The following is a 25196-nucleotide window of genomic DNA, read 5'->3' as shown; positions in this document are numbered from 1 at the left end:
CCGATGGAACATCCCACGACCTCGCACCTCCTGCGCGCCGAAGCCCGGGTTCCCCTTTCGGGGCCTCACCATATGATGGACAAGCTGTGCGAGACCTTCACCGAATTCGGGACGGTGGAGCGCTCCGGACGATCCGCCCGTCTGGAAATCGCCTATGGCAGCATCTTCTTGGAAGCCGGCGAAACCAGCCTCGACCTGCGGGCGGAGGGCAGCGACCCAACCTGTCTGGCCTATGTGAAGATGAGCGTGGCCGAGCATCTCCTGAACCTCGCTTCCGACGAAAAGCCCCCTCTCGTCTGGTCGGGCGACGGCGCGGCGGGATCTCCTCTTCCGTATTTCCGTGAGATGCGCGTGGTGAGCGCCTGCAACGTCACACCCCGCATGCGCCGGGTGATGCTGCGAGGATCCGACCTTGCGCGCTTCACGACGGGCGGGCTCCACGTTCGCCTGCTCATCCCGCCGCGCCGAGGCGCTCACCCGCAATGGCCGGTGACCGGCGAGGACGGACGTCCCGCCTGGCCCAAGGGAAACGAGCGGCCGATCATCCGGATCTACACAATCCGCGAAATCGACGTGGAGCGGGGCGAGATCACCATCGACATCGTGCTGCACGAGGGAGACGACACGCCCGGCTCCACCTGGGCCCGGGAGGCGTCGGAAGGCGATGTCGTCGGCGTCATGGGGCCCGGCGGGGGCGATGTCCCGGCGGCGGATTGGTACTTGCTCGCGGGCGACGAGACCGCCCTACCTGCGATCGCCCGCATCCTGGCCTCCCTCCCGGCCGGATGCCGTGCAACTGTCATCCTCGAGATCCCCGATGAAAGCGAGCGACAGCCTCTCCCGAGTGCGGCCGAACTCGATGTTCGGTGGCTCTACCGAAACGGAGCGCCGGCCGGCACCACGTCTCTTATCGAGGACGCCGTACGCGGGATCCAATTGCCAGCCGATGTCGGCCGCCGTTTCATCTGGGCCGGATGTGAGCAGAAAAGCTGCCGGTGCCTGCGAAAGCTCGTGCGCAAGGAGTGGAGCGTCCCGGCCTCGGACCACCTGGTCGTAGCCTATTGGCGGGCCGGCTGCGCGGGAGAGACATCGGGCGAGGCTTGAGCCTTACGCGGGAGCACCGAACTACTCACGCATCGGCATGAGACGCCAAAGAGAATTCACGCGTCAGGGCTTCACGGTCTCGATGACCAGCTCGAACGTCACGCAGACCGGATTGTCGCCGCGAATGAGTTCGCCTGAGAAGATCGCTCCATCGATATCGACGACGTCGATATCGAGTTGCGCCCGCGGGTGGCCGGCCATACTCTGGACGCAACCGCGCCGGATCAGGACTTCGGTGGCGTGCGAGTCGACCCTCGTTCCATCCTCGAAACGCACGCCGTTGAGGCTTCCGATCCCATGAATACGGGCGGATCCGATGCCGTGCCTCGCACAGATCGCCTCGATGGCAAGGCTGATATCCTCGTTCGGACGGACCTTGGCGAGGAGCGCGCCCGCTTCCATCAACCCGCCGTCCTGGCCGGAGAGCGGCACCGGCTCGAACAGGGTGAAATTCGTCTCCGGATCGGGCCGCGCCTCGAAGGTCACATTCCTCATGCCGATCCCGGTCAGCTCCAGCGGCTCGGCCACGACGGTCTCGGGCGCCAGAAGGTGGCCCATCCTTGGGCCATCGGCCGTGTTCCAGATGCCATGGCAATGGAGGAATGGCCGTTCGTCGCGTATGCCGACGATGGCGCAGGCCCGCTCGATCTCGACGATCCCATCAGGCTCGAATGTATGACTGTACCAAGCGGCATGTCGGGCATCGGACGATGCGGCCGGGATCACATAGCTGAAGGGCTCACAGCGCAACCCGTCGAGGGCCACGAAGCCGCCGCGACAGCCTGCAGCCGCAAATCCCCTGGCCACCGCCTCATCCACGGTCAATCCGGGTTCGAGGATGAAGCGCAGCGGAACGGGCGAGCCGGCGCAGTCGCTCGTGCGCTCCTGATTGGCCGGGCCTGGATGAAGAATGTGCCTCATGCCCGATCACCGTCCTTTAGCGAAACTCGGAGATTGCGCAGCTTTGCCCTCCGTCGACCGGCAGACAGACGCCGGTAATGAACCGGGCCTCGTCGGAGGCGAGGAAGACGGCGGCGTTGGCCACATCCCAGGCCGTGCCCATGTGGCCCATGGGAACGGCGGCATTGCGCGCCGCCACCATCTCCTCCACTGAAGCATATTGACCGGAGATCTGCTTGTAGATCAGCGGTGTGTCGATCAGGCCCGGCATGATGCAGTTGGCGCGGATGCCCTGCCGCGCGTATTGCATGGCGAGCGCAACGGTCGCCTGGTTCACCGCCGCCTTGGTCGCGTAATAGGCGAAGTAGGGATAGCCGGTCCAGCGGATGGCGGCGAGGGACGAGATGTTGACGATGGCCCCGCCGCCCTGCCGCAGCATGTGCGGGATGACGGCCTTCGCCGTGCGGTACACCGACCCGAGATTCAGATCGACGGCGGCTGCGAACTGCTCCTCGCTCAGCTCGACCGGCCCGCCCATATGGGTCACGCCCACATTGTTGTGCAGAATGTCGATGCGCCCGAAAGCCTCGACGACGCTGGAAACGGCGCTCTCGGTGGAGGCCGCATCGGTGACATCGGCGGAAAGTGCGATGGCTTCGCCGCCCTCCCCTCGGATGATACCCGCCGTCTCCTCGGCCGCGTCCCGGGCGAGATCGATGCAGGCGACCCGCGCACCCTCACGGGCGAAGGCCACGGCCGCGGCCTTCCCGTTGCCCAAGCCCGGCCCCGAGGACCCCGCCCCGAACACGATGGCGGTTTTACCCCTCAGGCGCTCGGCCATGCATCTCTCCCCGGAATCGGATGGTCGTAGGATCACCAGGCCGGCCGAGGATCGGACCGGCCCAGTGCGTGTCGGAGTGGCGATCAGCTCAGGTTGCTGCCGACGGCTTTTTCGAGGATGGACCAGGCCTCATCGCCGTACTTCTTCTTCCACTCGGCATAGAAGCCCGCCTTGCGCAGCGCCTCGCGGAAGGGCGCCGGGTCCGGATCGTTGAACACCATGCCCTTGGCGGTGAGATCGTCCTTGAGACCCGCGTTCAGTTTCGCGACGTCGGCGCGCTCGGCGACGGCAGCCTCGTTGAGGTTCTTCGCCACGATGGCCTGCAGATCCGCCGGCAGGCGGTTCCACGCGCGGCGGTTGGCCAGGAACCAGAACCCGTCCCACATGTGGTTGGTCATGGAGACGTGCTTCTGCACCTCGTAGAGCTTCGCGGTCGAGATGATGGCCAGCGGATTCTCCTGGCCGTCGACCACGCCGGTCTGCAGCGCCGGATAGACCTCGGCGAAGTTGATGCTGGCGGGAGCCGAGCCGAAGGCCGTGAACATGGAGGTCCAGAGCGGGCTGACCGGCACGCGGATCTTGAAACCCTTGAGATCTTCCGGCGTCTGGATCGCCCTGTTGGAGCTAGTGATCTGCCGGAACCCGTTGTCCCAGATCTTGTCCATCACCACCAGGTTTGCCTTCTCAATCTCGCCGCGGACATAGGCGCCGAGTTCGCCGTCCATGGCTTTCCAGACAGCGTCATAATTCGGGAAGGCGAAGCCGATGCCGCTGATGGAGGCGTTCGGCACGAGGGTGGACAGGATCAGCGGCGACAGGGTGAAGAACTCCACGCCGCCCGACCGCACCTGGCTCAGCATGTCGGTGTCGGAGCCGAGCTGGTTGTTCGGGAAGATCTGGATCTCGACCCGCCCGTTCGTCTCCTGCTTGATCTTGTCCGCCGCTTCCTTCGCACGCAGGTTCATCGGGTGCGTGACCGGCAGGTTGTTGGCGTATTTGTAGACGAATTCGGCCGACTGGGCGCGGGCGCCGAAGCTGGTGACCAGCGCGGCAGAGGCTGTGCCCTGCAGCAGGGTCCGACGTGAAATGATCATTGATGTTCCTCCCTCTTGGTTGTTGTGTCAGGCGTCTTCACGCACGCTCTCGCGTTACAGGAAGCTGGTGGAAATGGCCGGGATCGCAGCGATCAGCACGAGGCCGACCAGAAGGGCCGCGATGTAGGGCCAGATGGCCCCCATCGCCTCGTCGGGCGAGACGTTGCCGATCTTGCAGGCGATGTAGAAGCCGATGCCGATGGGCGGGGCCATCAGGCCGATATTCATGGCTGTCACGACGACCATGGAATAGTGGACGTCGTTGATGCCGAGGTTCTTGGCGATGGGGAACATGAGCGGCGCCATCAGCACAATGGCGGGCAGCCCCTCGAGCACGCAGCCCAGGATGAGGAAGACGACGATGGTGACGGCCATGAAGCTGATCCAGCCTCCGGGCAGTCCGGCCATGAAGGTCGCCAACTGCTGGGCGAAGCCGGTCTGGGTGAGAGCCCAGGCCATGGCCAGCGCCGTGCCGAGAATCAGCAGAATTGCTCCGCTGAGCGCTGCCGTCTCCACGAGCATGGCGTAGAAGGTGCGCCCACTGATGCCGCCATAGAGGATCATGCCGATGATGAGGGCATAGAGGACTGCGATGGTGGAGACTTCAGTGGCGGTCGCGATGCCGCCGCCGACGGCGCTCCGGATGAGGAACGGCAGGACGAGCGCCGGCGCTGCGATCAGCATCGTGCGCCCGATGACCGAGAGCGGCGCCCGGCGCACGCCGGAGAGACTCTCCCGTGCGGCCTTCAGGCGCGCGAGCACCGCAAGCACGAGGAGCAGGACCATCGCCACCACGAAGCCGCTGGTGAACAGGCCCGCAATCGAGACGCCCGCGACGGAGCCGAGCACGATCAGCACAATGCTCGGCGGAACGGTATCCGCCATGGCCGCGCCCGTCGCTAGGAGCGCGATCATCTCGCGAGGCTGATGCCCTCGGCGCTTCATTTCCGGGAACAGAGCTGGGGCGACAGTCGCCATGTCCGAGACCTTGGAGCCGGAAATGCCTGAGACGAGGAACAGCGATCCGAGCAGAACATAGGACATGCCGGCGCGGACGTGACCCAGCAGGGAGGCTAGGAAATCGACGATGGCCTTGCCCATGCCGGTGGCGTCGAGAATGCAGCCGAGCAGCACGAAGATCGGCACGGAGAGCAGGATGATGCTGGACATCCCCTCATCCATGCGGCCGATCATGACGAAGATCGGAACCCGCGTGCTGAAGGCGAGGAACGCCAGCGTCCCGATGCCGAAGCAGAACGCAATCGGCACTCCCAGCACGAGACACACGGCCACAAGACCGACGAGGAAGATGAGGATGTTGACGTGGCCGAGCCGCAGGAGGGTCGGCGAGAGGAGCCAGAATGCCCCAGCCACCGCTGCGATCAGCAGGACCGCCGCGGCGAGATCCCTGATCGTGGAGGTCCTCACGGCATAGGACAGGACGAGGCCCAGCATGGCAAAGATGCCGAATGGAATGGCCGCAACGCGGAAGCTGTTGGGAATGTTGAGCGCAGGCGTCGAAACATACCACTCCTCCATCACGTACTCGGTGGCCGGCTGCAGCATGACGAGCAGGAAGGTGGCGACGAGAAGAAGGGCCAGCGTGTGGACGAAGGCCTGCGCCCTCGCGGGGAACATGCCCGTGAAAAGGGTCAGCTTCAGATGCTCGTTACGGTCGATGGCGATAGCCGAGCCCAGCATCGCGAGCCAGAGGAACGAGATCGACGCGACCTCGTCGATCCAGACCACCGGGATGGAGAACACGTAGCGGGACGCCACGCCAGCCAGCAGCAGAACGATGATGACCGACAGGAGAACAGCCGAGACGGCCTCAATGGGGCGGATCAGCAGAGTGCCCACACGAGGCGCATCGACCTCCTGCGCATTCGCCACAGGGACGACCGTTTCAGTGGTGGCAGCCATTTTGCTCTTCCTGTCCGACGATCCCCCGCCTTCAGACGACGGGACGCTAACCTCAGAGATGACCGAAGCCGCGCAGGGCGGCAGGGGCCGGACGATGGGATGCGAGGCTGACCTCCCCGCCTCGCCTCATGGAGAGCGCTAAATAGCCGGGTCCCGCCAGGCGCATATCGTTTCCTCCCGTCCCCTGATTGTCAGCGGCTGAACCGCATGACAGGTCCATCTTATGGATCTCTGTTTTGCAACGGATAGTGAAAAGATACACGTCTGACAGGTCATTGCAACACGGCCTGAAGCGAATTAGGCTTTTGGCGATGATCCCCTGAAGCGCTTTTGGTCCACATTATGGACCCGGATCGAGCCCCATGGACGATGCGCAGTTCCAACCTCATGACCTGCCCGGCTCACAGAGCGTGGACCGGGCGTTGCGCCTGTTGTCGCTGGTGGGGCGTGAGGCCGAACGCGGCGCACAGCTGAGCGACATCGTCGAGGAAAGCGGCCTCAACAAGCCTACGGCGCGACGGCTCCTGCTCGCTCTGATGCGCGCAGGCCTCGTCGAACAGGAGCCGGTGACCCGTCGCTACTACCTTGGCGAGGAGGCCTATGTTCTCGGCACGCTCGCCTCCCGCCGACACGGCCTGCTCGAACTGTCGATGGAGAGCCTGCGCAATATCTCGGAGGCGACCCGCGACACGAGCTTCGTCTCCATCAGGCGGGAGAACTACGCCGTGTGCCTGCACCGGGAGGAAGGCACCTATCCCGTACGTACCCATGCTTTGCAGGCCGGGAACCACCACCCTCTCGGAATCGGAGCGGGCTCGCTCGCCATGCTGGCCGCCCTGCCGGACGAAGAGGTCGAGCACGTTCTGGCAGCCAACAGGAGGGTTCTGGACAACCAGTATCCCAACTACTCCGTCGAGCAGATCCGCGAGGATATCGCCGCAACGCGAGAGAATGGCTACGCCCTCAACCCCGGCCGCATCTTCGCCGGCTCCTGGGGCCTTGGCGCTGCGATCCTGTTCCCGGACGGGCGGCTTGCCGGCGCGCTCAGCATCGCCGCCATCGACAGCCGCATGGCGGCCGACCGGCAGCCGGAACTCGTTCGCCATCTGAAGGCGGAAGTCGCGCGTGTCGAGACCAAGCTCCGCAGGATGTTTCCCACGAGCAGCGGAGCCTGACCATGTGGGCCAACACCCATTGCACCTCCTACCTGGAAGGGAAGACATGACCAGCAGCTCCCCCCAACCGCATGGCGGCGTCGCACCGGTCTCCAGGCGCGTCATGAACCTGTCCCATTTCCTTCGCCAGACGGCCCGGCGGCATGGGCAAGAGATCGGCTTCGTGTGGGGCGATGCGACCTGGACATGGGCCGAGCTCGACCGCCGCGTCGACGCCATAGCGGCGACCCTTACGGCAAAAGGCATTAGGAAGGGGGACCGGGTGCTAGTGCAGTCCAAGAACTGCAACCAGATGTTCGAAGCGATGTTCGCCTGTTTCCGGACCGGAGCGGTTTTCGTGCCGACGAACTTCCGGCAGACGCCCGATGAGGTTGCCTATCTCGCACAGGCCAGCGGCGCTTCCGCCCTGATCTGCCACTGCGATTTCCCCGAGCATGCCGCGGCGGTGCGCGATGCGATGCCTGACATCAGGTTCGTGATTTCCATCGGCCCATCAGAAATTGGCGAAGACTACGACGGGCTCGTCCAGTCCCATCTGGGTCAACCGGTTCAGGCGGCTCCCGTGGAGCATGACGACCCGTGCTGGTTCTTCTTCACCTCGGGAACGACCGGACGCCCGAAGGCCGCGGTCCTCACCCATGGCCAGATGGTTTTTGTGATCACTAACCACATTTGCGACCTGATGCCGGGCACGACCCATGAGGATGCATCCCTCGTCGTGGCGCCGCTCTCGCACGGCGCCGGCGTCCACCAGCTCGTCCAGGTGGCGCGAGGCGTCAAGACGGTGCTTCTCCCCGGCGAGCGCTTCGATGTGGCCGAGGCCTGGAGGCTGGTGGAGCGCTGGCGCATCACCAACATGTTCACCGTACCGACCATCGTGAAGCTGCTGACCGAGCACCCATCGGTGGATGCGTTCGACCATTCCTCCCTGCGCTATCTCATCTATGCGGGCGCGCCCATGTACCGGGAGGACCAGAAGCACGCACTGAAAACGCTCGGGAAGGTGCTCGTCCAATATTTCGGCCTGGGCGAGGTCACCGGCAATATCACCGTGCTGCCCCCAGCCCTCCACGATCTGGAGGACGGCCCGAACGTGAAGCTCGGCACCTGCGGCTACGAGCGCACGGGCATGCAGGTCTCGATCCAGGACGATGAGGGGCGCGAGATGGCGCCGGGTGTGACAGGCGAGATCTGCGTCTGCGGCCCGGCCGTCTTCGCGGGCTATTACAACAATCCGGAGGCTAATGCGAAGGCCTTCCGCGACGGGTGGTTCCGCACGGGCGATCTCGGGCACATGGACGAGGAAGGCTTCCTTTATATCACCGGCCGCGCCTCCGACATGTACATCTCCGGCGGCTCGAACATCTATCCCCGGGAGATCGAGGAGAAGATCCTCGCGCATCCGGCTGTCGCCGAGGTCGCAGTGCTCGGCATCCCGGACAAGACCTGGGGCGAAATCGGCGTCGCTGTCTGTGTCCTGCGTCCCGAGGCGGTGCTCAACGAGCGCGAACTCCTGGCGTGGATGGATGGCCGGATCGCCCGCTACAAGCTCCCCAAGCGCATCTTCTTCTGGGACGCCCTGCCCCGCTCCGCTTATGGCAAGATCACGAAGAAGAACATCCGCGCAGAGCTGGAACGGCGAGGCTGCCTTCCCCTCGACCAAGCTGTCGAGGCTAGCGCCTGAAGCAAATTGAGAGGAACCGGGCTTCAAGATCCGGCGAGCGACAGTTCAGGGGGCATGGGAGGGGATGAGATGCACAAGCAGGGAACGGTGCTGGTCACGGGCGGCGCCTCAGGGATCGGACTGGCCGTCGTCGAAGCGGTTCTCGACAAAGGCTGGCGTGCCGTCGTAATCGATCGGGACGAGCGGAGTCTCGATCAGTGCCGGGCGTCTCTGGACCGCTTTGCCGGCCGCATCCGTTTCGAGCCGCTGGATATTGCCGACGAGAATGCCGTCGTCCGCTCCATTGCACAAATTGAAGCGGATGAGGGTCCGATCACCGGCTTGGTGAATTCCGCCGGGATCGCGAAGGATATCCCCTCGCTTGAAACCAGCGCGGAGGTTTTCCGCCGCATGCTGGAGGTCAACCTCATCGGCAGCTTCGTCGTCTCGCGGGAAGTGGCCCTGCGGATGCGCTCGCGCGGGGCCGGATCGATCGTCAACATCGCATCGGTGTCCGGCGTCCGCGGCAATGTCGGCAGGGTTGCCTATGGCGCTTCCAAGGGCGGCGTGGTCACGATGACCCAGGTCATGGCGGTCGAACTGGCGCCAATGGGGATCAGGGTCAATGCGATTGCGCCGGGCCCGATCGAAACGCCGCTCGTCCGCGAAGTGCATACCGATCAGGTCCGCGCCACCTGGCTCGCGATGGTCCCGCAGGGACGCTATGGACAGCCGGCCGACATCGCCAGCATGGCGGCCTTCCTTCTCGACGATGCGCTCTCGGGCTTCGTGACAGGGCAATTCATCTGCGTCGATGGCGGCTTCACGGCAGCGGGCCTGATGGGTCAGAAAGCAGCGGCTCAGTCAACGGAGGAATCAAGCCAGAGGGCGTGATTGTCCCAGCTCCACCGTTCGAGATCGCCCCCTACGCGCTCGATGGCCTTGCCCTCGATCCGCGTGAGCCCGGCGCCGGCATTGCCCGACGTGACGAGGAATGTTGCGGAATCCTGTGCGGCGGCTATCCCGCAAACGTCGGACATGCTCTGCCGCCCCAGATAGCGCCGCGATTTGCGGTCCCAGAAGGCGACGATATTGCCGTGAGGACTCGTGGCCGCGATGATATCGCCCGAGCGGTCGAGCGACACGGAGCCGATGTAGTTCTCCAGGGAGGCGAGGTCGTCCTCAGGCATTTCGAGGAACACCGCCCTGCCCTCTGACGTCAGGATGCCGACGAGGGGAACGACATCGAACGGATCGCCCCGGAACTGACACCCGAATACGGTCTCGCCATCGGGGGAACAGGCGAGATGGCGGATGCTCAGGTTGCGCAGGTCGCGCGCAAGCTCGATGCGGCCTTCCACGTCGCCCGTGCCGGTGCGCAGGATGGCGAGGCTGGACTCAAGCGCGCCTTCGTTGACAACCTCCCGGCTGGCTGCTTCCGTGCGCTCCCCCCCGTTGGCGATCACGAGACGCTCGCCTCCGGGCAGGAAGACGAGATCATGGGGGCCGGGGCCGCTCGTCGGCATTTCGCCGATCCGCGCATAGCCGGCATCGGCGTCATAGGTTCCGACGATACCCTCGCCCGTATCCCCCTGGTTTTCCGTGGCGAAGAGCAGTCGCCCGTCATCCGAGAAGGCGCCATGGCCGTAGAAGGAGCGGCCCGCAGCCGCAGGAATCACCTTGCGGACGCCTCCGGTGCCGGGGTCGATCACCGCCATCCAGTTGCCCGGCCTCCGGGCAAACACGACAAGCTCGCGTCCGCCCGGACGAAGGGTCATGTCGTGCCCGCGCGACGGCAGCGTCGTCGCGAATTTCAGACGTCCGTCGAGCGAGAATGCAGCCAGGTGGTGGACGCCCTTCGCATCCGCGCAGGCCGACACGTAGACAGGCTCTGCCGCGAGGGCCGCACGCGGAGCCAGGCTCGAACCGATGGCCACTCCCAGAGTGGCGAGAAAGCTCCTGCGATCAATCTCCATCGAGCGAATTGAACCCCGTCGTGATGCCTAGGGCGGGAGGCAGGGTTGCTGCCGTGATCTCGCGTGCGGACGAAACCGCGTCGCGCAGAAGAACGACCTGAGGCCGACGGCGCGGGTCGGCGGCCGCCTCGCCCAGATCGTCCGGAACGTTTGCGGCGATGGAGCCTGCCGCCGCGATGGAATCGAGCGCCCCTGCTCCTTCTCCGGGCTGTGCGCCGAGCAGCGCCTTTGCGAGATCATGGGCGGATTCGAGGTTGAGGCGGATGGCCCGCGCTGCGCGGCCGCTGCGCCACATCTCGGCCAGGGTCGGACGCGCCGCATCGATATTCTTCCCGAGCGGCCCGGCGAGCTTGAGGTCCTCGGTCACCTCCGAGCCGGTCAGGAGTTCCGTCGCGAAGCGCGTTACGGCCTCCCGCGCGCGGGGCTCGTCCGCGCTTTCCAGCATCGGCAGAGTCTCGCTTCGCCACTTCTGCGCAACATCCCGAGAGGTGGACGCCAAGCCATCCGCAATGGCCTGCCCGATCCGGCACAGGCGCTCGGCCGAAGCCGCGCCCGATCGCAGGGCCGATCTGGTCTCGTCCTCGAAGAGCAGCCGCTCCAGCGCTGAAAGGCCTTGGCCGGCGACGCTCGTCTCACCGAAACGCTCGGGCGAAAAGACCTCCGCATCTGGGCGACCGATAAGGTTAGACAATGCCCGCGACACCGCGTTCCGGCGCTCGGGCCAATGCGCCATGCGTTCGAAGCGGAAGCTTTCTCCGATGGGGCCGTAGCGCAAGAACTCGATCTTCGCCCAGGCATCGGCGGCCTTGCCGAAGGCCTTGTCGAGGCTGGCGGGATCACGCGGCGGCGGCGACTTGCAATACGCGTCCCAGGCCTGCGCCTGCTTGGCCGTCTCCTCGGCAAGCTCCTCATAGCGCGGCACAACGAAGCCGCGCGCCGTGCGCAGCGCCGTCTCGCGGTAATCGGCGGCATGGAGAGTGCCGCTCGCCACGAGCGCGAGAAGAAAAGCGAAACCTGAAAGAAAGCGCTTCAAAGGAAACTCCTAGAGCGACGACACGAAGGCGAGAAGCCTTTCGCGATCGTCCTTGTCGAGGGCCATGTACCGCGACCGGGCCTGCCGCCCTTCGCCGCCATGAGCCCGGATCGCCTCATCCAGCGTTCGTGCCCGCCCATCGTGCAGAAGGCCTGAACCCGAGGCAAGAATGCGGGACAGGCCCCAGAGCGGTGCGGTGCGCCATTCTCGCGAGTCGACACCCGGCTCCGTTGCGCCCCCGTCGAGTTCATCGCCCATGTCGTGGAGAAGAAGATCGGTATAGGCCTGCACGGGTCCCTTTGGCGATGGAAGGGCGGGTGCATGACAGGCGCTGCAGCCGGTATTCGCGAACAAAGCCGTCCCCTCCGCATTCTCGGCCGTAGGCTCCCTGGACGGCGGCGCGACGGCGGCGAGATAATCGCGGATCATAGCAACGAGTTCGCCCGTGATCTCAGGCGTATTCAGGTCTCCGCCATGCGGAGCCGCCAGGCACTCCGACTGCTTCTCCCCACAATCGCCCCAGGGAGCGGGGCGGCCGGGCGTCGACAGGCCAAGATCCGTCGAGAACGCCATCTCGACCATGTCGGAGAGCCTCGCGGCCGAGGCCTTCCAACCGAAGCGCCCGACCTGGTATCCGCCATCACGCGCATACACGAATCCGGCCCGGCCGGAGATGCCGTCGCCGTCGCTGTCATCGGGATCGGCGAGCTTGAGAAGCTCATCCTCCGGGACAGCCTCAAGGCGACCGAGCCCGCGCAGGGCCGGAGCGATACGCGCCCCATAACGGGTGCCCTCCCCGACCGGTCCTTCGAGGTCGTGAGGGACGGGCCCAGCCACGGAGAGGGCGATGCGCCCTTCCGGCTCGACACCGGGAACGGCAGCGGTCTGGAGTTGCTTGCCATAGACCGGATCCGCCCTTCCCGCCCCATCTGAGAAGCGCAGCACAAGGCTTTCGCCTGTGACTTTGCCCGTCGGATCCGTCGTGACAGGCATCCGCTCGAGGCCTGCATGGCAGGATGCGCAGGCGCGCGCATTGAACAGGGGACCGAGTCCATCATTGGCCTTGGTGGAGGACGGCGCAGGAACCCAGGCGCGCTCGAACAGCGCCTTGCCGATGGTTCGGCTCATGCGGTCGTCGGCCATCGCGGCGCCTGCCAAAAGAGCCGCCGCGACGGCAATGCCCATGGCGAGGCGCATCACACAACCCTCACGTAGCCCATCATGCCGAACTCGAGATGCTCCAGGATATGGCAATGGAACATCCAGTCGCCGCGCTCGGCCACGAAGGCGATCTCGATACGCTCCTTGGGATGCAGCAGCACCGTATCGGCCATGAAGCGCGGAACGTCGGATCGCGACGCCGACAGAACCTCGAACATGTGACCGTGCAGATGGATCGGGTGCGGGTGCGGCGTGGCGTTCATCAACTCGAACACGTAGGACTTGCCTGCCTGCAGCATCGCCAAGGGCGGCGGCATCCGCCGGTGGTCGGCATTCGGCCAGGAGACCTTGTTGATAGCCCAGAAGGTCGAATCCTGTACGCAAAGGGAGTCGAGCAGCACCTTGCTCAGGGGATCGTCCTGCGCCACGGCCTGCACGAAGTTGGCAGCCCCCGTCGCGGCGCTGAACGCAAAGCTCATGCGCTCTGCATTCTTCAGGTCAGCCCTTGGCACGAGGGAGGCGTAGAGCGGCTTCGGAGAGAATGGGCGTGGCCTGAGAGATGCTTCGACGGTCTTCAGCGTTGCAAGGGGCCAGGGCTCAGCGGAGAAGTAGTCGAGCACCTGGAACGTGCGGCCCGCTGCGGGTGCGCGCACCAGGACATCGAGGCGCATTGCGGCCCCAAGCCGCCAAGTGTGGAGCGGGAACGGCTCGACGGGATTGCCGTCCGTTGCGATCACATAGGCCTCCGCCCCCTCCACGCCGACTTCGATCATCCGGCTGGCATCGAGATTGAGGATACGCAGGCGAATATCGCCATGGGCGGGCACGTCGGCGGAGAAGGCCTGCATGCCGTTGACTGCGCGCACGGTACCGAAGGTGCCGGCCCGGCTCGCCCCCTCCGGTGTATCGAAAGGCAGCCAGGAGCCGTCATCGGCCAACCGCCAGTCCTTGTTGGCGAGCACGATATCGGCATGCGACGGCTCCTGCTCCTCGCCCTCGACGATCAGGATGCCGGCAAGCCCGCGCCCCACCTGTCCTGTCTCATTGCAATGCGGGTGGAAGAAGAAGGTGCCCGTGTCGGGCGGCGTGAACTCGTAGGTAAAGCTCTCGCCCGGCTCGACAGGAGGCTGCGTCAGATACTGGACGCCATCTTGGCTGTTGGGCACGCGGATCCCGTGCCAATGCATCGAGGTGTGTTCGGGCAGGCGGTTGACGAGCCGTGCCTGCAGCGTATCTCCCAGCCGCAGGCGCGTGACGCCGAAGGGTTCGTCCGTGTAGGTCCATATTCGCGAAACGGGACCCGCAGGTCCCAGGAGGCGCGCCTCGCGTTCGGCGGCCGTGAAGGTCAGCTCATGCCGGCGTCCCACCGGAAAGGGGGGCCGCACGGGCAGCCCTTCGCCTGTCCGCGCAGGCGAAGGCCGCCATCCGAGACCCGCGAGAGAGCCTGCTCCCGCGAGCCCGGCGAGACCGCCCAGGAAGGCGCGACGTGTCGGCCTGAGGCTCACTGCACCGCCGAAGGATTATCGAGGCTGTCCGATCCCTCGATCTCGATCTTGAGACCGAGCTCGTTGACCAGCCCTTCGATGGCGCGGGCTTGGGCGACGAGCGCGTTCACGCCCTCCTCGACGACACGATTGCCCTCGGCATTACCCTCCGCGATCATCTGGTCGTAGGCCTCGACGCCCTTGTCCGCGCGCGCCTTGATCGCTCCAAGCTTGTCCGTTGAAATCTTCATGGCGGTGTCGACCTTGCCGGCGACGCCTCCGGCCTTCGCCTTGGCGTAATCCGCCAGACTTGCACCCTCAACGACGCTGCCGTCGGTGCGGATATACCGGCCATTGTAGATCGCGGCCATGCCGACCTGATCGTAATAATGCGAGTTGTGGGTGTTGTCCGAGAAGCAGTCATGCTCCTCTTCCGGATCATGCAGGATGAGGCCGAGCTTCATGCGCTCGCCAGCCAACTCGCCGTAGGAAAGACTGCCGAGGCCGGTGAGGATCGTGGAAAGACCCTCTTCGGCGCTCTTGCCCGTCACGTCCTTGCGGGCGGCGCCATCAGCGCTCCAGGCCTCGACCATCTCCGAGAGATCGTCGATCAGGAGGTCCGTCGCGACGCGAAGATATTCGCGCCGGCGCTCGCAATTGCCGTGGGTGCAGTTCTCGAGCGAATAATCCGTCGCAGGACGCGCTCCGGCCCCGGCCTTCGTGCCGTTGAGATCCTGCCCCCAGAGCAGGAACTCGATGGCGTGATAGCCAGTCGCCACATTGGCCTCGACGCCCCCGGCCTCCTGCAGCGTCTCGCTCAGGAGCTCCTTCGTGATCTTGCTCGCATCGACCTGATCGCGACCGATGCGGATCTGCTTGTTGGCGACTACATTGGCCCGGTAGAGCGGGTTCTCGTCGGAAGTCTCACCGTAGGAGGACGCATCGACGTAGTCGATCAGGCCCTCGTCCAGCGGCCAGGCATTGACCTTGCCCTCCCATTCGTCGACGAGCGCATTGCCGAAGCGGAAGCCTTCCGTCTGCTGGTAGGGCACCCGCGCAGCAAGCCACGCCTCGCGCGCCTTCTTCAGGTTGGCCTCCGTCGGCGCCGCCAGGAAGGCATCGACAGCCTTGTCGAGATTGCGGGCCGCCGTGAGCGCATCCTCGTACATGGCCTGCGCGATATCCGCATAGGTGGACACAACCGCCTTCGGCTCGGGAGCAGCGGCGAAAACAGGCGAAACAGCAAGCGCGCCAAGCAGCGCCGTTGCAGCCAGCAGGGACCGGGCAGACTTCATGCGAGAGACCTCCTCCAGGACCGGCAGGATTGGCGATCCAGTTTAGAACTTCTAAAAAGCATCTTACTTTTCAATCAGTTAGCTACACGAAGGGAGGCATGGGCGCAACCCGGAGATCGAGCCTTTCTGCCATTACCGGCAGAGCCTTTCTCTTGATCCCCTCCTGCTCTTTCGGATAACCATCCTATCCAAACAGAGGAGGAATCGATGGCAACGTTCACGTGGAAAGGCTCTTACGGCTTTGATATGTGGTCCTACAGCTTGAGTGGATTGGCCTACGGAGATGGTTATTCGCGCTCTACGACGAAATTTGCGGTAAGGTATGGTTCCAGCTGGTCGACGCGGGATGAATTCCGGGGCGCCGGTTTCGCCTATGACGCCGATGGTGTTCCCATCAGCGGGACCGTAAAAAGTTACGCTGGTTACATCGACGGTCGACAGATTTCCTCCATCACCGGCGCGAAGGTTGCCGCGACGACGCTCGTTTCCGCCGCGGCCACGTCCTCGACTTCAGATGACCTGCGCGTTTTCAGGTCCATTCTGTCCAAGAATGATGTCGTCAAAGGCGGCAAGTATGACGATACGCTCTACGGCTTCAACGGGAAAGACAAGCTGATCGGCGGTCGAGGCGACGACTTCCTTTATGGTGGCAAGGGAGCCGATCGGTTCGTCTTCCAGTCCGTGCGGGACAGCTCGGTCGCGGACGGCGACATCATCATGGATTTCTCTAGAACCCAGCGCGATAAGGTCGACCTGAGGATTATCGACGCCAATACAGCTGCCAGAGGGAACCAAGCTTTCAAGTTCATCGGAACGAGCGAGTTCAGCAATAAAGCGGGCGAGCTGCGCTACTTCGGCACGGATGGCGTGGTCGTCGAGGGAGACACCAATGGCGATGGCCAAGCCGATTTCTCGCTTTACCTCGCCGATATCTCCAAGGTCTACAAAAGTTACTTCATTCTGTAGAACCCTTTGGAATCCTACTCCCGCGTACGACTGAGGCGGAGAAGACCGGCATAGGTCGCCACATCCATGAGGCGGTGGGGAGCCGATCAAAACAGGGTTATCGGCTCTCCGTTAGGCCGAGGCGATGGCTTCATCTCTCCCGCGTCCGTCCGCGCAATGCTGCATTTTGGCCGCATCTCGGAAGACGCTTCGGAAAACCTCTAAGTCGTCTCCCAGGCAGCCGATTGCGAGGAGCGCCGCAAAGCATCCAGGATGCGCATGTTCATCAGCGCATCCTCGAGACCATAGGCCAGCGGCCCGGCGCCGCGGATTGCCCGGCTGAAGGCCTCGCCCTGCAGCTGGTACTGATCAGCGACCGGGAATTCCACGGCTCGGGCGGAGCGCCCCCCCGGCACGTTCCCGTCATCGACAAAGATGCGGGTCGGTTGGTCGGGCGGGGCATTGAAGGGAATCTCGATTTCGATGCGTCCCCTCGTCCCGAGGATCTGCACCCGTTGATGGGGCACGAGCTGGGTGGAGACCGTGAAGGTGAGCTGCCGTCCCGCCCCGAAATCCATAAGCGCGCTTGTCGCGCGGTCGACGGCCAGGGTCGGATCGAGGTCCACCAGCGCGACCGTGCGAACGGGCTCGGCATCGAAGAAGTAGCGTCCGGCCACGACGGCGTAGCAGCCGATGTCCAGCAGTCCGCCGCCGCCAATATCCGCCTGGTTGCGGATATTGGAGGGATCCGCATTGTAATACGAGAAGAGCACCTGGATTGCCCGCACCTCGCCGATCTCGCCCTGCTGAATGAGATCCCGGGCGTGTTGCCATTGCGGGTGATGGCGGACCATGAAGGCTTCGGCGATGACGACCCGAGACGAAGCCTCCTTCAACTGCTCCGCCTCCTGACGTGTGATCGCGATGGGCTTCTCGCACAGCACATGCTTACCGGCGGATGCGGCCATGAGGGTGAGAGGAACGTGCAGGTGATTTGGAAGCGGATTGTAGATGGCCTCGATATCCGGATCGGCGAGCAGTGCCTCATAGGAGCCGTAAGCCTTCGGTATCCCAAGCTCGCTGGCCATCTCTTGAGCGGATGCTTCATTCCGCGAGGCTACGGCCGCGATCGTGCAGAGGGGGCTCTTCATCATCCCGGGAACGACCTTCGCCCTGCCGATCCTGGCCGTGCTCAAGATACCCCAACGAACCGGTTGCATATTGTCCTCCTGTCAATGAGCACGCCTGTGACGGCATGTGGCTTTTGAGACCTGTATTACCTTGACTGCAGTTGTTTCACTCTCGTCCGCAGTCGCCTATTCATTGCGATGAGCGCGATAGGTGAAGAAGTCGAAATCGGCCGGCTGGGCGCGGCCTGTCAGATCGTGAGCCGCCATCCCGACAAATGCGCCGGTGAAAGATCCATGCCCTCCCGGCCCGACTTCGTCCGACAGAATGCTCGCATCGAGGACCGGACCGACGGGATGCCACTCTGCCCCGTCGACAGACCATCTGAACCGAAGATCCGCCAAATGGACATCAACGCCGAGGTGGACCGGCCCCCTTGCCGGCAGGGGCAAGTCGCTGTCGAGCGCATAGGTCATCAAGGCATCCGGGTGATCCCCCAGGCATGAGATGACCTGAAGCACCCGCCTCCCCTCGTCGTCGGCGGACACCGCAAGATAGTGGAAGCGGGCGCGGTCGTAGTAACAGATCAGGCCGGCCAGCTGTTGATAGGTCTCGGGCGCGAACTCCACCACCGTCTCTGCCGAACAGCTCCATTCGGTCTGGCGGCGCGCCACCAATGCCTGTTCGAACCAGCTCCCGATCGACTCCCGTCCGTAGAGCCGCAGATAACCCGGTCGGGCCTCCAGCGAAAAGAGGCGCTCCCACTCGGGAGTGCGCAGCCACTGGAACACGGAAGGCAACTGGCCCTCATCGAAATCGTGACGATCCGGCTCAGGCGGGAACGGATGCGGCGGCAATTCGGGTCCTTGGACCTCGACCGCCGGCACCTGACCTCCATGGGCGAGATAGAGCCAGCCGTCCTCTTTCCAGACCACCCGCTGAATGGCCGTTTCCCGGCCCAGCGGAGAGCGCCGGGTCCCAGGAAGCGGGCGGCTGCAGAGATGGGTATGAAAGACCTCGCCCGTGGGTGTCTCGACATAGAAGCCGTGTCCGGCCCTTTGCAGCGGAGCATCCGGAGCATCCTTGCTGGTCAGAAGGTGCATGTCCGGGTGCAGCTCATAGGGACCGTTGATACTTCTGGACCGCGCCATTGTGACGGCGTGGTTGTAGGAGGTGCCGCCCTCAGCGACCGTGAGATAGTACCAGCCGTTGCGTTTCCAGAGATGCGGCCCCTCGACCAGCCCGAGCGGGCTTCCTTTGAAGATGTTCCTGATCGGACCGACGAGGCGCTGCTCGCTGGGCGAGTACTCCTGCAGGAGAATGCCGTCGAAGGAACTCCGCCGCCGGCGGTGGTCCCAGACCATGTTGACGAACCATTTTCGGCCGTCGTCGTCGTGAAACAGCGAGGGGTCGAAGCCGGACGAGTTCATGTAGATCGGATCGGACCAGGGACCTTCGATGGAGGGAGCCGTTACCAGGTAATTGTGCGTATCCTTGAAATTGCCGAGACGCCGCTTCACGTCCGTGTAGATCAGCCAGAACAGACCATCCGCATAGGTCAGCGCAGGCGCCCAGACGCCGCAGCTGTCGGGATTGCCACGCATGTCGAGCTGGGACGGACGATCGAGCGGCCGGCAAACCAGCCTCCAGTTCACGAGATCGCGCGAATGGTGGATCTGCACGCCCGGATACCATTCGAATGTCGAGGTGGCGATGTAGTAGTCGTCGCCAGCCCGGCAGAAAGCGGGATCGGGATTGAAGCCGGGCAGAACAGGATTGCGAATGATCGTCATGAGCTTTTCCGGCGCTGGAGGAGATTGGGACAAGCGAGGTTCGGTTCATCTGCAGTGCAAGGATTCGAGAGGCGGCTGCTGCACCGCTTCATCTCACCCTCCGGGTCTCGGCGCAGGGCCTGTGGTGCCACGCTCTAAGAGCCGCAAGGGCAATTGGATGTCCCATTCGGCGGGATCCATTTTCCCCTGAATCATCCTCAGGAGGGTGCGAGCTCCAGCGCGGCCGATCTCATGCAAGGGCTGCTGAAAGGTGGTGAGCGTCGGCTCGATGTAGTCGGCGAACTCGATACCGTCGAAGCCGATGACGGAAACATCGTCAGGAACCCGAACTCCGGCGGTCGTCACGGTCTTGATGAAGCCGATCGCGCTTTCATCGCAGGCCGCGAAGATGCCTGTCGGCCGCTCCCTCAGGCGGAGGAAGGACTGCGCGGCGGATACGCCGGTCGAGAACATGAAGGGCCCTTCCCAGCGCACAAAATCCTCCTGGCCGAAGCCGGCCGCGGCGATGCCTTCCAGGAAGCCCGTGAACCGCTCCATTTCGATGAACGTGCCTGGAACGCCTGAGATATAGCCGAACTTGCGGTGCCCGAGTTGGGCCAGGTATTCCACGGCCTTTCTCGAAGCCGCACGGTCCTGAACCGTCACATTGGGGACTCGGCCGCCCGGGATGGCCGAGCACATGGCCACCATGGGCAGCCCTGACTCCCCCATGCTGCGCTTGCCGCTCTCCGGAATGCGCCCGTTCATGAGAAGGACCCCGTCGACCTGTCGGGAGAGAGCAAGGTCGACATACCGGGCCTCCCGCTCCGTCCGGTTATCCAGATTGCCGACGATGATGCCGTACCCATTCTGCGTCAGCTCGTCGTCCACTCCCCGCAGGACCTGAGCGAAGACCGGGTTGGTGAGACGCGGGGCCACCACGAGCACGGTCATGGTACGCCGGGTGCGCAGGTTGCGGGCCGTGCTGTTGGGCGTGTAGCCGCTCCGGCGCACCGCCTCCATCACGAGAGCGTGCGTTTTCGGCCGCACCTGATCGGGATTGGCCAGGACGCGACTAACCGTGGCGGTCGAGACACCGGCCAGTTGGGCCACGTCGGCGATGCGTATCTCTTTGACTGTGCGCCAGCGCTGACGGCTCATTCAGCGCATCCATAAAGCTCGGACATGTTACCACCCGATCGTTGTAGCCGATCCGCTACGTAAATTTTATGCTTGACGTACCTTGAAGTCGATTTCAACCTACATACAAAAAGATGTAATCGATTACAAAAATCGATCAAAACGCTTCTGGGAGGAAGCCATGCACCTGAAGACACGCATTTCCGCGTATACCCTTTCTGTTGCCATCGTTTGGAGCTCCGGAGCCTTCGCTCAAAAAGCCGAAGTACTCCATTGGTGGACGTCCGCGGGCGAATCCGCAGCCGTCAAGGTTTTCGCCGACCAGTACAGCAAGGCCGGCGGAGAATGGGTCGACAACGCCATTGCAGGCGGCCCGAATGCCCGCGCGGCAGGCATCAACCGCATCGTCGGCGGCAATCCGCCCACCATGATGCAGTTCAATACCGGCAAGCAATTCGAAGAGCTTGTAAGCAACGACCTCGTTCGTGACGTCGAGAGCCTGGCGAAGGCCGGCAAGTGGCGAGAGATCATGCCGAAGCCGATCGTCGAGGCGACGGTCCGCGACGGCAAGTTCTATGCAGTTCCGGTGAATATTCACGGCCAGAACTGGCTCTTCTACAATACGAAGATCTTCAAGGATGCGGGCCTCGAGCCTCCGAAGACCTTCCCTGAACTGATTGAGTCCGGTGAAAAGCTGAAGGCGCAAGGCGTCATCCCCCTCGCATTGGGCGGTCAGCCGAATTGGGAGCACAACCTGTTCCGCGCCGTTCTCGTCGGCAACGGCGGAGCCGACCTGTTCCGCAAGGTCTATGGCGCACGGGACCAGAAGGCCGCCAAGAGCGCCGAGTTCAAGGAAGCGGCCGAACTCTTCGGCAAGATGCGCTCCCTCGTCGATCCGGGTTCGCCCGGGCGGAACTGGAACGATGCAGCCGCCCTCGTGATCACCGACAAGGCAGCCATGCACTTCAACGGCGACTGGGCCAAGGGCGAGTTCACCGCTGCGGGCCAGACGGCAGGCAAGGAATACGGCTGCACCATCGTCGGGAGGGATCCCAGAGTCGTGATCGGCGGCGACGTCTTTGTCTTCCCCGTGACTCAGGACAAGGACCAGCTCGCAGCGCAGGACAAGCTGGCGGGTGTCCTGCTCGACCCCGCGACACAGCTCGAGTTCAACAAGAAGAAGGGATCGATCCCGGTCCGCCTGGATGTGGACGTCTCGTCCATGGACATCTGCGCCCAGAAGTCCGCTGCCGTCCTGAAGGACCCGGCGAACCAGGTTGAGGCCATGGAGCTCCTGAGCACGCCGAACTTCTCCGGCGCCATGCAGGACGCGGTCACGCAGTACTGGAACAACCCGAACATGCCGGCCGACGCCTTCGTGGAAAAGGTTGTGTCCGCCATGCAAAGCGCCAGCTGAGACAGCCTCGTTACAGATCCGGCGGGAGATCTGCTCCCGCCGGAGCCCTGCCACTCTCGCTAGAGCGGACGACCGATGGCCATTGTCACGATTCCTGCTGCAGTCGCCAGTTCCTCACGCCCTCTCAAGAGGCGCCGGCTTTTCAGCACAAGGCTGCCCGCAGCTCTCGCCCTTCTGCCGACGGCGCTGATCGTCCTGGTCGTCTATATCGGCTGCATGCTCTGGACGGTGCGGTTGTCGTTCACGAGCTCGACGCTCCTGCCCAGGCTCGATTGGGTCGGCTTTGCTCAGTACAGCCGCCTGTTCATGAACGACCGTTTTCTGGTCTCGGCCGAGAACATCCTTATCTTCGGCACGCTCTTCATTTCGGGATGCCTCATNGCTCGATTGGGTCGGCTTTGCTCAGTACAGCCGCCTGTTCATGAACGACCGTTTTCTGGTCTCGGCCGAGAACATCCTTATCTTCGGCACGCTCTTCATTTCGGGATGCCTCATCCTCGGCTTTCTGCTCGCCGTCTTCATCGACCAGAATGTGCGCGCCGAGGGTGTTTTCCGCACGCTCTTCCTCTATCCCTACGCCATGTCGTTCGTCGTCACCGGCGTAGCGTGGCAATGGTTTCTCAACCCTGGCCTCGGCCTGGAAAAGCTCGTGCGCGACATGGGCTTCGAGAGCTTCACCTTTGACTGGCTCGTGAACCAGGAGATGGCGATCTACACCATCGTCATTGCGGGCCTTTGGCATGGAGCCGGGCTGACAATGGCGATCCTGCTTGCAGGCCTGCGGGGCGTGGATGCGGATCTTTGGAAGGCCGCGCGCGTCGATGGAATTCCGACCTGGCGCGTCTATCTCTCTGTCGTGCTGCCCCTGCTCCGGCCGATGGTCGTGACCGCCACCGTGCTCCTTGCGACCGGCGTCGTGAAGCTCTACGACCTCGTCGTCGCCATGACCCTCGGCGGTCCTGGCATCGCAACCGAGGTGCCGGCGAAATTTGTCATGGATCACCTGTTCGAGCGCAACAACATCGCGCTCGGAACGGCGGCAGCGACAGTCATGCTGATCACGGTGATCGCGATCCTGGCGCCCTGGGTCTACGCCAAGTATGTCCGGCCGCAAGGGAGGCTCGCATGATCGCCGCCGTACCGCAGGGGCGTCGCCCACGGCGTCTCACCATCGGCCGGATCGGCGTCTACGCCTTCCTGATTTCGGCCGCCCTGTTCTTTCTGCTGCCGCTCTGGATCATGGTCGTGACCTCGCTCAAGCCGATGGAGGAGATCCGGCTGGGCAATATCCTCGCCCTCCCTGCGGAACTGACCTTTGGGGCCTGGAGCAAGGCTTGGTCCTCGGCCTGCACGGGGCTGGAATGCAACGGGATCAGCGTCGGCTTCTGGAATTCGGTGCGCATCCTGATCCCCTCCGTGATCCTGTCGATCGCTGCCGGCGCCATCAACGGCTATGCCCTGTCTCTTTGGCGGGTCCGGGGAGCCAACCTGATGTTCGGAGTCCTGCTCCTCGGTGCGTTCATTCCCTACCAGGTCTTCCTCTATCCCCTGGTTCGGATCTTTTCCACGACGGGGATCTACAATTCGCTGCTGTGCATCGTCATTGTCCACGTGATCTTCGGCCTGCCGACGATGACGCTGCTGTTTCGCAACTACTATGCCGGACTTCCCATCGAACTGTTCAAGGCGGCCCGCATCGATGGCGGGGGCTTCTGGACGATCTTCTTCCGGGTGATGCTGCCCATGTCGACCCCGATGATCGTTGTCGCGACGATCCTGCAGGTCACCGGCATCTGGAACGACTTCATCTTCGGGCTGACCTTTGCGGGCCGTGAGAACCTGCCCATGACCGTTCAGCTCAACAACATCGTCCACTCCACGCAAGGCGAGCGCGCCTACAACGTCGACATGGCGGCAACCATGCTGGCGGCCCTCGTTCCCCTTGTTGTCTACTTCGTCTCAGGGCGCTGGTTCGTCCGCGGCATCGCCGCCGGTGCTGTAAAGGGGTAAGCATGTCCGCAGTTTCCGTTCGCGATCTCACCGTAGCCTTCGAGGCGGTCCGCGTCTTCAACGGCCTCTCGCTCGACTTCGAGGAGGGCGAGTTCATCGTCCTGCTCGGACCTTCCGGCTGCGGAAAGTCCACCCTGCTCAACGCTATCGCCGGTCTCCTCGACATCTCCGAGGGACAGGTCTGGATCGGGGGGCAGAACGTCACCTGGGAGGAACCGAAGGATCGCGGCATCGCCATGGTCTTCCAGTCCTATGCGCTCTACCCGCGGATGAGCGTGCGCGAGAACATGTCGTTCGGTCTCAGGATGGCGAAGACGCCCAAGCATGAGATCGAAAGGCGGGTCAGTCAGGCAGCCGATCTTCTGCAGATCACGCATCTCCTGGATCGTCGCCCCGACCAGCTGTCGGGCGGCCAGCGCCAGCGCGTGGCCATCGGCCGGGCTCTCGTGCGCGATGCGGCGGTCTTCCTGTTCGACGAACCGCTCTCCAATCTGGACGCCCAGCTCAGGAACGAGCTTCGCATCGAAATCAAGAGACTCCACGCCAGGCTCGGCAAGACCACGATGATCTACGTGACACACGACCAGATCGAAGCCATGACCCTGGCAGACCGGATCGTGGTCATGAAAGAACAGAAGATCCAGCAGGTCGGCACTCCGTCAGATATCTACCATCGCCCAGCCAACATGTTCGTCGCCGGTTTCGTCGGCTCTCCACAGATGAACTTCATCGAAGGCAGAATCGAGAACACTGGCAGCGGACCGATCTTCGTGTCGGGCCAGCGCCGCCTGCCTCTCCACGGCTACGAGTTCACGGGCAATCCCTCTTCCGGACAGGAAGTGGTTCTCGGCGTGCGACCGGAGCATTTGGAGATCGTCGAAGTCGGCGCCTGGCCGGGCTTCAAGGTCGATCTCATCGAGCCGATGGGCGCCGATACCGTGATCTGGTGCAGGGACGGCGACGGCTCGCTTCAGGTCCGCACCAACGGCAGCGCCCGCATATCGACCGGCGAGCGACTCAGTCTGGGGATCGATGCCGCCCAGGTCTCGCTCTTCGACTTGCGAAGCGGCCAACGCCTTTAACCACCAGCAACTCCCGCGCCGGCCCCGCATCACAGGCAGCGCATTCAACCTCG

General features: G+C 63.7%; 20 protein-coding genes and 1 pseudogene. 9 read left to right on the top strand and 12 right to left on the bottom strand.

The features are described 5' to 3' along the window. Positions 1 to 3 precede the first annotated feature (3 nt). Positions 4 to 1104 (top strand): siderophore-interacting protein, encoded by a 1101-nt coding sequence (locus LG661_RS08850; protein ID WP_230531514.1) that lies wholly within the window; start codon positions 4 to 6, stop codon positions 1102 to 1104. A 63-nt stretch (positions 1105 to 1167) separates the two neighbouring features. Here the strand turns inward: LG661_RS08850 and LG661_RS08845 are convergent, their stop codons facing one another. From LG661_RS08845 to LG661_RS08830, 4 genes are all read right to left on the bottom strand, one after another. Next, positions 1168 to 2025: a PCC domain-containing protein gene (locus LG661_RS08845; protein ID WP_230531513.1), complete on the bottom strand. Its 858-nt coding sequence runs from the start codon at positions 2023 to 2025 to the stop codon at positions 1168 to 1170. A gap of 16 nt (positions 2026 to 2041) precedes the next feature. Continuing rightward, complete coding sequence (locus LG661_RS08840; protein WP_230531512.1) at positions 2042 to 2845, bottom strand: SDR family NAD(P)-dependent oxidoreductase; 804 nt, start codon at positions 2843 to 2845, stop codon at positions 2042 to 2044. A gap of 83 nt (positions 2846 to 2928) precedes the next feature. Continuing rightward, positions 2929 to 3939: a TRAP transporter substrate-binding protein gene (locus LG661_RS08835; protein WP_230531511.1), complete on the bottom strand. Its 1011-nt coding sequence runs from the start codon at positions 3937 to 3939 to the stop codon at positions 2929 to 2931. A 54-nt stretch (positions 3940 to 3993) separates the two neighbouring features. Continuing rightward, entirely contained in the window at positions 3994 to 5862 is a 1869-nt protein-coding gene (locus LG661_RS08830) for a TRAP transporter large permease (RefSeq protein ID WP_230531510.1), read from the bottom strand. A gap of 362 nt (positions 5863 to 6224) precedes the next feature. Here LG661_RS08830 and LG661_RS08825 point away from each other — a divergent pair, with 362 nt between their 5' ends. The 3 genes from LG661_RS08825 (at position 6225) to LG661_RS08815 (ending at position 9594) form a co-directional block, all read left to right on the top strand. Then, the gene (locus LG661_RS08825) at positions 6225 to 7037 is read left to right on the top strand and encodes an IclR family transcriptional regulator (RefSeq protein ID WP_230531509.1); all 813 of its coding nucleotides are present in this window, start codon (positions 6225 to 6227) and stop codon (positions 7035 to 7037) included. A 46-nt stretch (positions 7038 to 7083) separates the two neighbouring features. Further along, complete coding sequence (locus tag LG661_RS08820) at positions 7084 to 8721, top strand: acyl-CoA synthetase (RefSeq protein WP_230531508.1); 1638 nt, start codon at positions 7084 to 7086, stop codon at positions 8719 to 8721. 69 nt (positions 8722 to 8790) lie between these two features. Beyond that, positions 8791 to 9594, top strand: a complete 804-nt coding sequence (locus LG661_RS08815; RefSeq protein WP_230531507.1) for an SDR family NAD(P)-dependent oxidoreductase — start codon at positions 8791 to 8793, stop codon at positions 9592 to 9594. On the opposite strand, the gene LG661_RS08810 is transcribed toward LG661_RS08815, so the two are convergent. The 5 genes from LG661_RS08810 to LG661_RS08790 form a co-directional block, all read right to left on the bottom strand. Next, positions 9561 to 10676 (bottom strand): DUF1513 domain-containing protein, encoded by a 1116-nt coding sequence (locus LG661_RS08810; RefSeq protein ID WP_230531506.1) that lies wholly within the window; start codon positions 10674 to 10676, stop codon positions 9561 to 9563. The two genes, LG661_RS08815 and LG661_RS08810, sit on opposite strands and share 34 nt — an antisense overlap. After that, entirely contained in the window at positions 10666 to 11709 is a 1044-nt protein-coding gene (locus LG661_RS08805) for an imelysin family protein (protein ID WP_230531505.1), read from the bottom strand. The genes LG661_RS08810 and LG661_RS08805 overlap by 11 nt, the downstream gene beginning before the upstream one ends. Positions 11710 to 11718: 9 nt before the next feature. Beyond that, complete coding sequence (locus LG661_RS08800) at positions 11719 to 12906, bottom strand: di-heme oxidoredictase family protein (RefSeq protein ID WP_230531504.1); 1188 nt, start codon at positions 12904 to 12906, stop codon at positions 11719 to 11721. Then, on the bottom strand, positions 12906 to 14255 hold the full coding sequence (locus tag LG661_RS08795) for a multicopper oxidase family protein (protein WP_230531503.1): 1350 nt from the start codon (positions 14253 to 14255) through the stop codon (positions 12906 to 12908). Before LG661_RS08795 ends, LG661_RS08800 begins: the two co-directional genes overlap by 1 nt. A 116-nt stretch (positions 14256 to 14371) precedes the next feature. Next, a complete protein-coding gene (locus tag LG661_RS08790) occupies positions 14372 to 15649 on the bottom strand; it encodes an imelysin family protein (RefSeq protein WP_230531502.1) in 1278 nt (425 codons plus the stop codon). Between the two features lie 207 nt (positions 15650 to 15856). Between LG661_RS08790 and LG661_RS08785 the strand changes: the two genes are divergently transcribed. Next, positions 15857 to 16615 (top strand): calcium-binding protein, encoded by a 759-nt coding sequence (locus LG661_RS08785; RefSeq protein ID WP_230531501.1) that lies wholly within the window; start codon positions 15857 to 15859, stop codon positions 16613 to 16615. Between the two features lie 200 nt (positions 16616 to 16815). Here the strand turns inward: LG661_RS08785 and LG661_RS08780 are convergent, their stop codons facing one another. From LG661_RS08780 to LG661_RS08770, 3 genes are all read right to left on the bottom strand, one after another. Then, a complete protein-coding gene (locus LG661_RS08780) occupies positions 16816 to 17814 on the bottom strand; it encodes a Gfo/Idh/MocA family protein (RefSeq protein ID WP_230531500.1) in 999 nt (332 codons plus the stop codon). Between the two features lie 96 nt (positions 17815 to 17910). Beyond that, positions 17911 to 19509: a glycoside hydrolase family 43 protein gene (locus tag LG661_RS08775; RefSeq protein WP_456085510.1), complete on the bottom strand. Its 1599-nt coding sequence runs from the start codon at positions 19507 to 19509 to the stop codon at positions 17911 to 17913. A gap of 99 nt (positions 19510 to 19608) precedes the next feature. Beyond that, on the bottom strand, positions 19609 to 20655 hold the full coding sequence (locus LG661_RS08770) for a LacI family DNA-binding transcriptional regulator (protein ID WP_230531498.1): 1047 nt from the start codon (positions 20653 to 20655) through the stop codon (positions 19609 to 19611). Between the two features lie 160 nt (positions 20656 to 20815). On the opposite strand from LG661_RS08770, the gene LG661_RS08765 reads away from it, so the two are divergent. The 4 genes and pseudogenes from LG661_RS08765 to LG661_RS08750 all read left to right on the top strand — a co-directional run bounded on the left by LG661_RS08765 (position 20816) and on the right by LG661_RS08750 (position 25143). After that, positions 20816 to 22051, top strand: coding sequence for an ABC transporter substrate-binding protein (locus LG661_RS08765; RefSeq protein WP_230531497.1), 1236 nt, complete (start codon positions 20816 to 20818; stop codon positions 22049 to 22051). Between the two features lie 94 nt (positions 22052 to 22145). Continuing rightward, a pseudogene (locus LG661_RS08760) lies at positions 22146 to 23180 on the top strand (carbohydrate ABC transporter permease); the annotation flags it as partial. After that, positions 23177 to 24061: a carbohydrate ABC transporter permease gene (locus LG661_RS08755; protein WP_230531496.1), complete on the top strand. Its 885-nt coding sequence runs from the start codon at positions 23177 to 23179 to the stop codon at positions 24059 to 24061. The pseudogene LG661_RS08760 and the gene LG661_RS08755, both read left to right, overlap by 4 nt. A gap of 2 nt (positions 24062 to 24063) precedes the next feature. Beyond that, positions 24064 to 25143 carry an ABC transporter ATP-binding protein gene (locus LG661_RS08750; RefSeq protein WP_230531495.1) on the top strand — a complete coding sequence of 360 codons (1080 nt, stop codon included), beginning with the start codon at positions 24064 to 24066 and terminating at the stop codon, positions 25141 to 25143. Positions 25144 to 25196: the final 53 nt, after the last annotated feature.

This window comes from Microvirga roseola, assembly GCF_020866965.1.
GTDB classification, from domain to species: Bacteria; Pseudomonadota; Alphaproteobacteria; order Rhizobiales; family Beijerinckiaceae; genus Microvirga; species Microvirga roseola.
The sequence above is the reverse complement of the archived record's forward strand: the minus strand, read 5'-3'. Positions and strand labels throughout refer to the sequence as shown.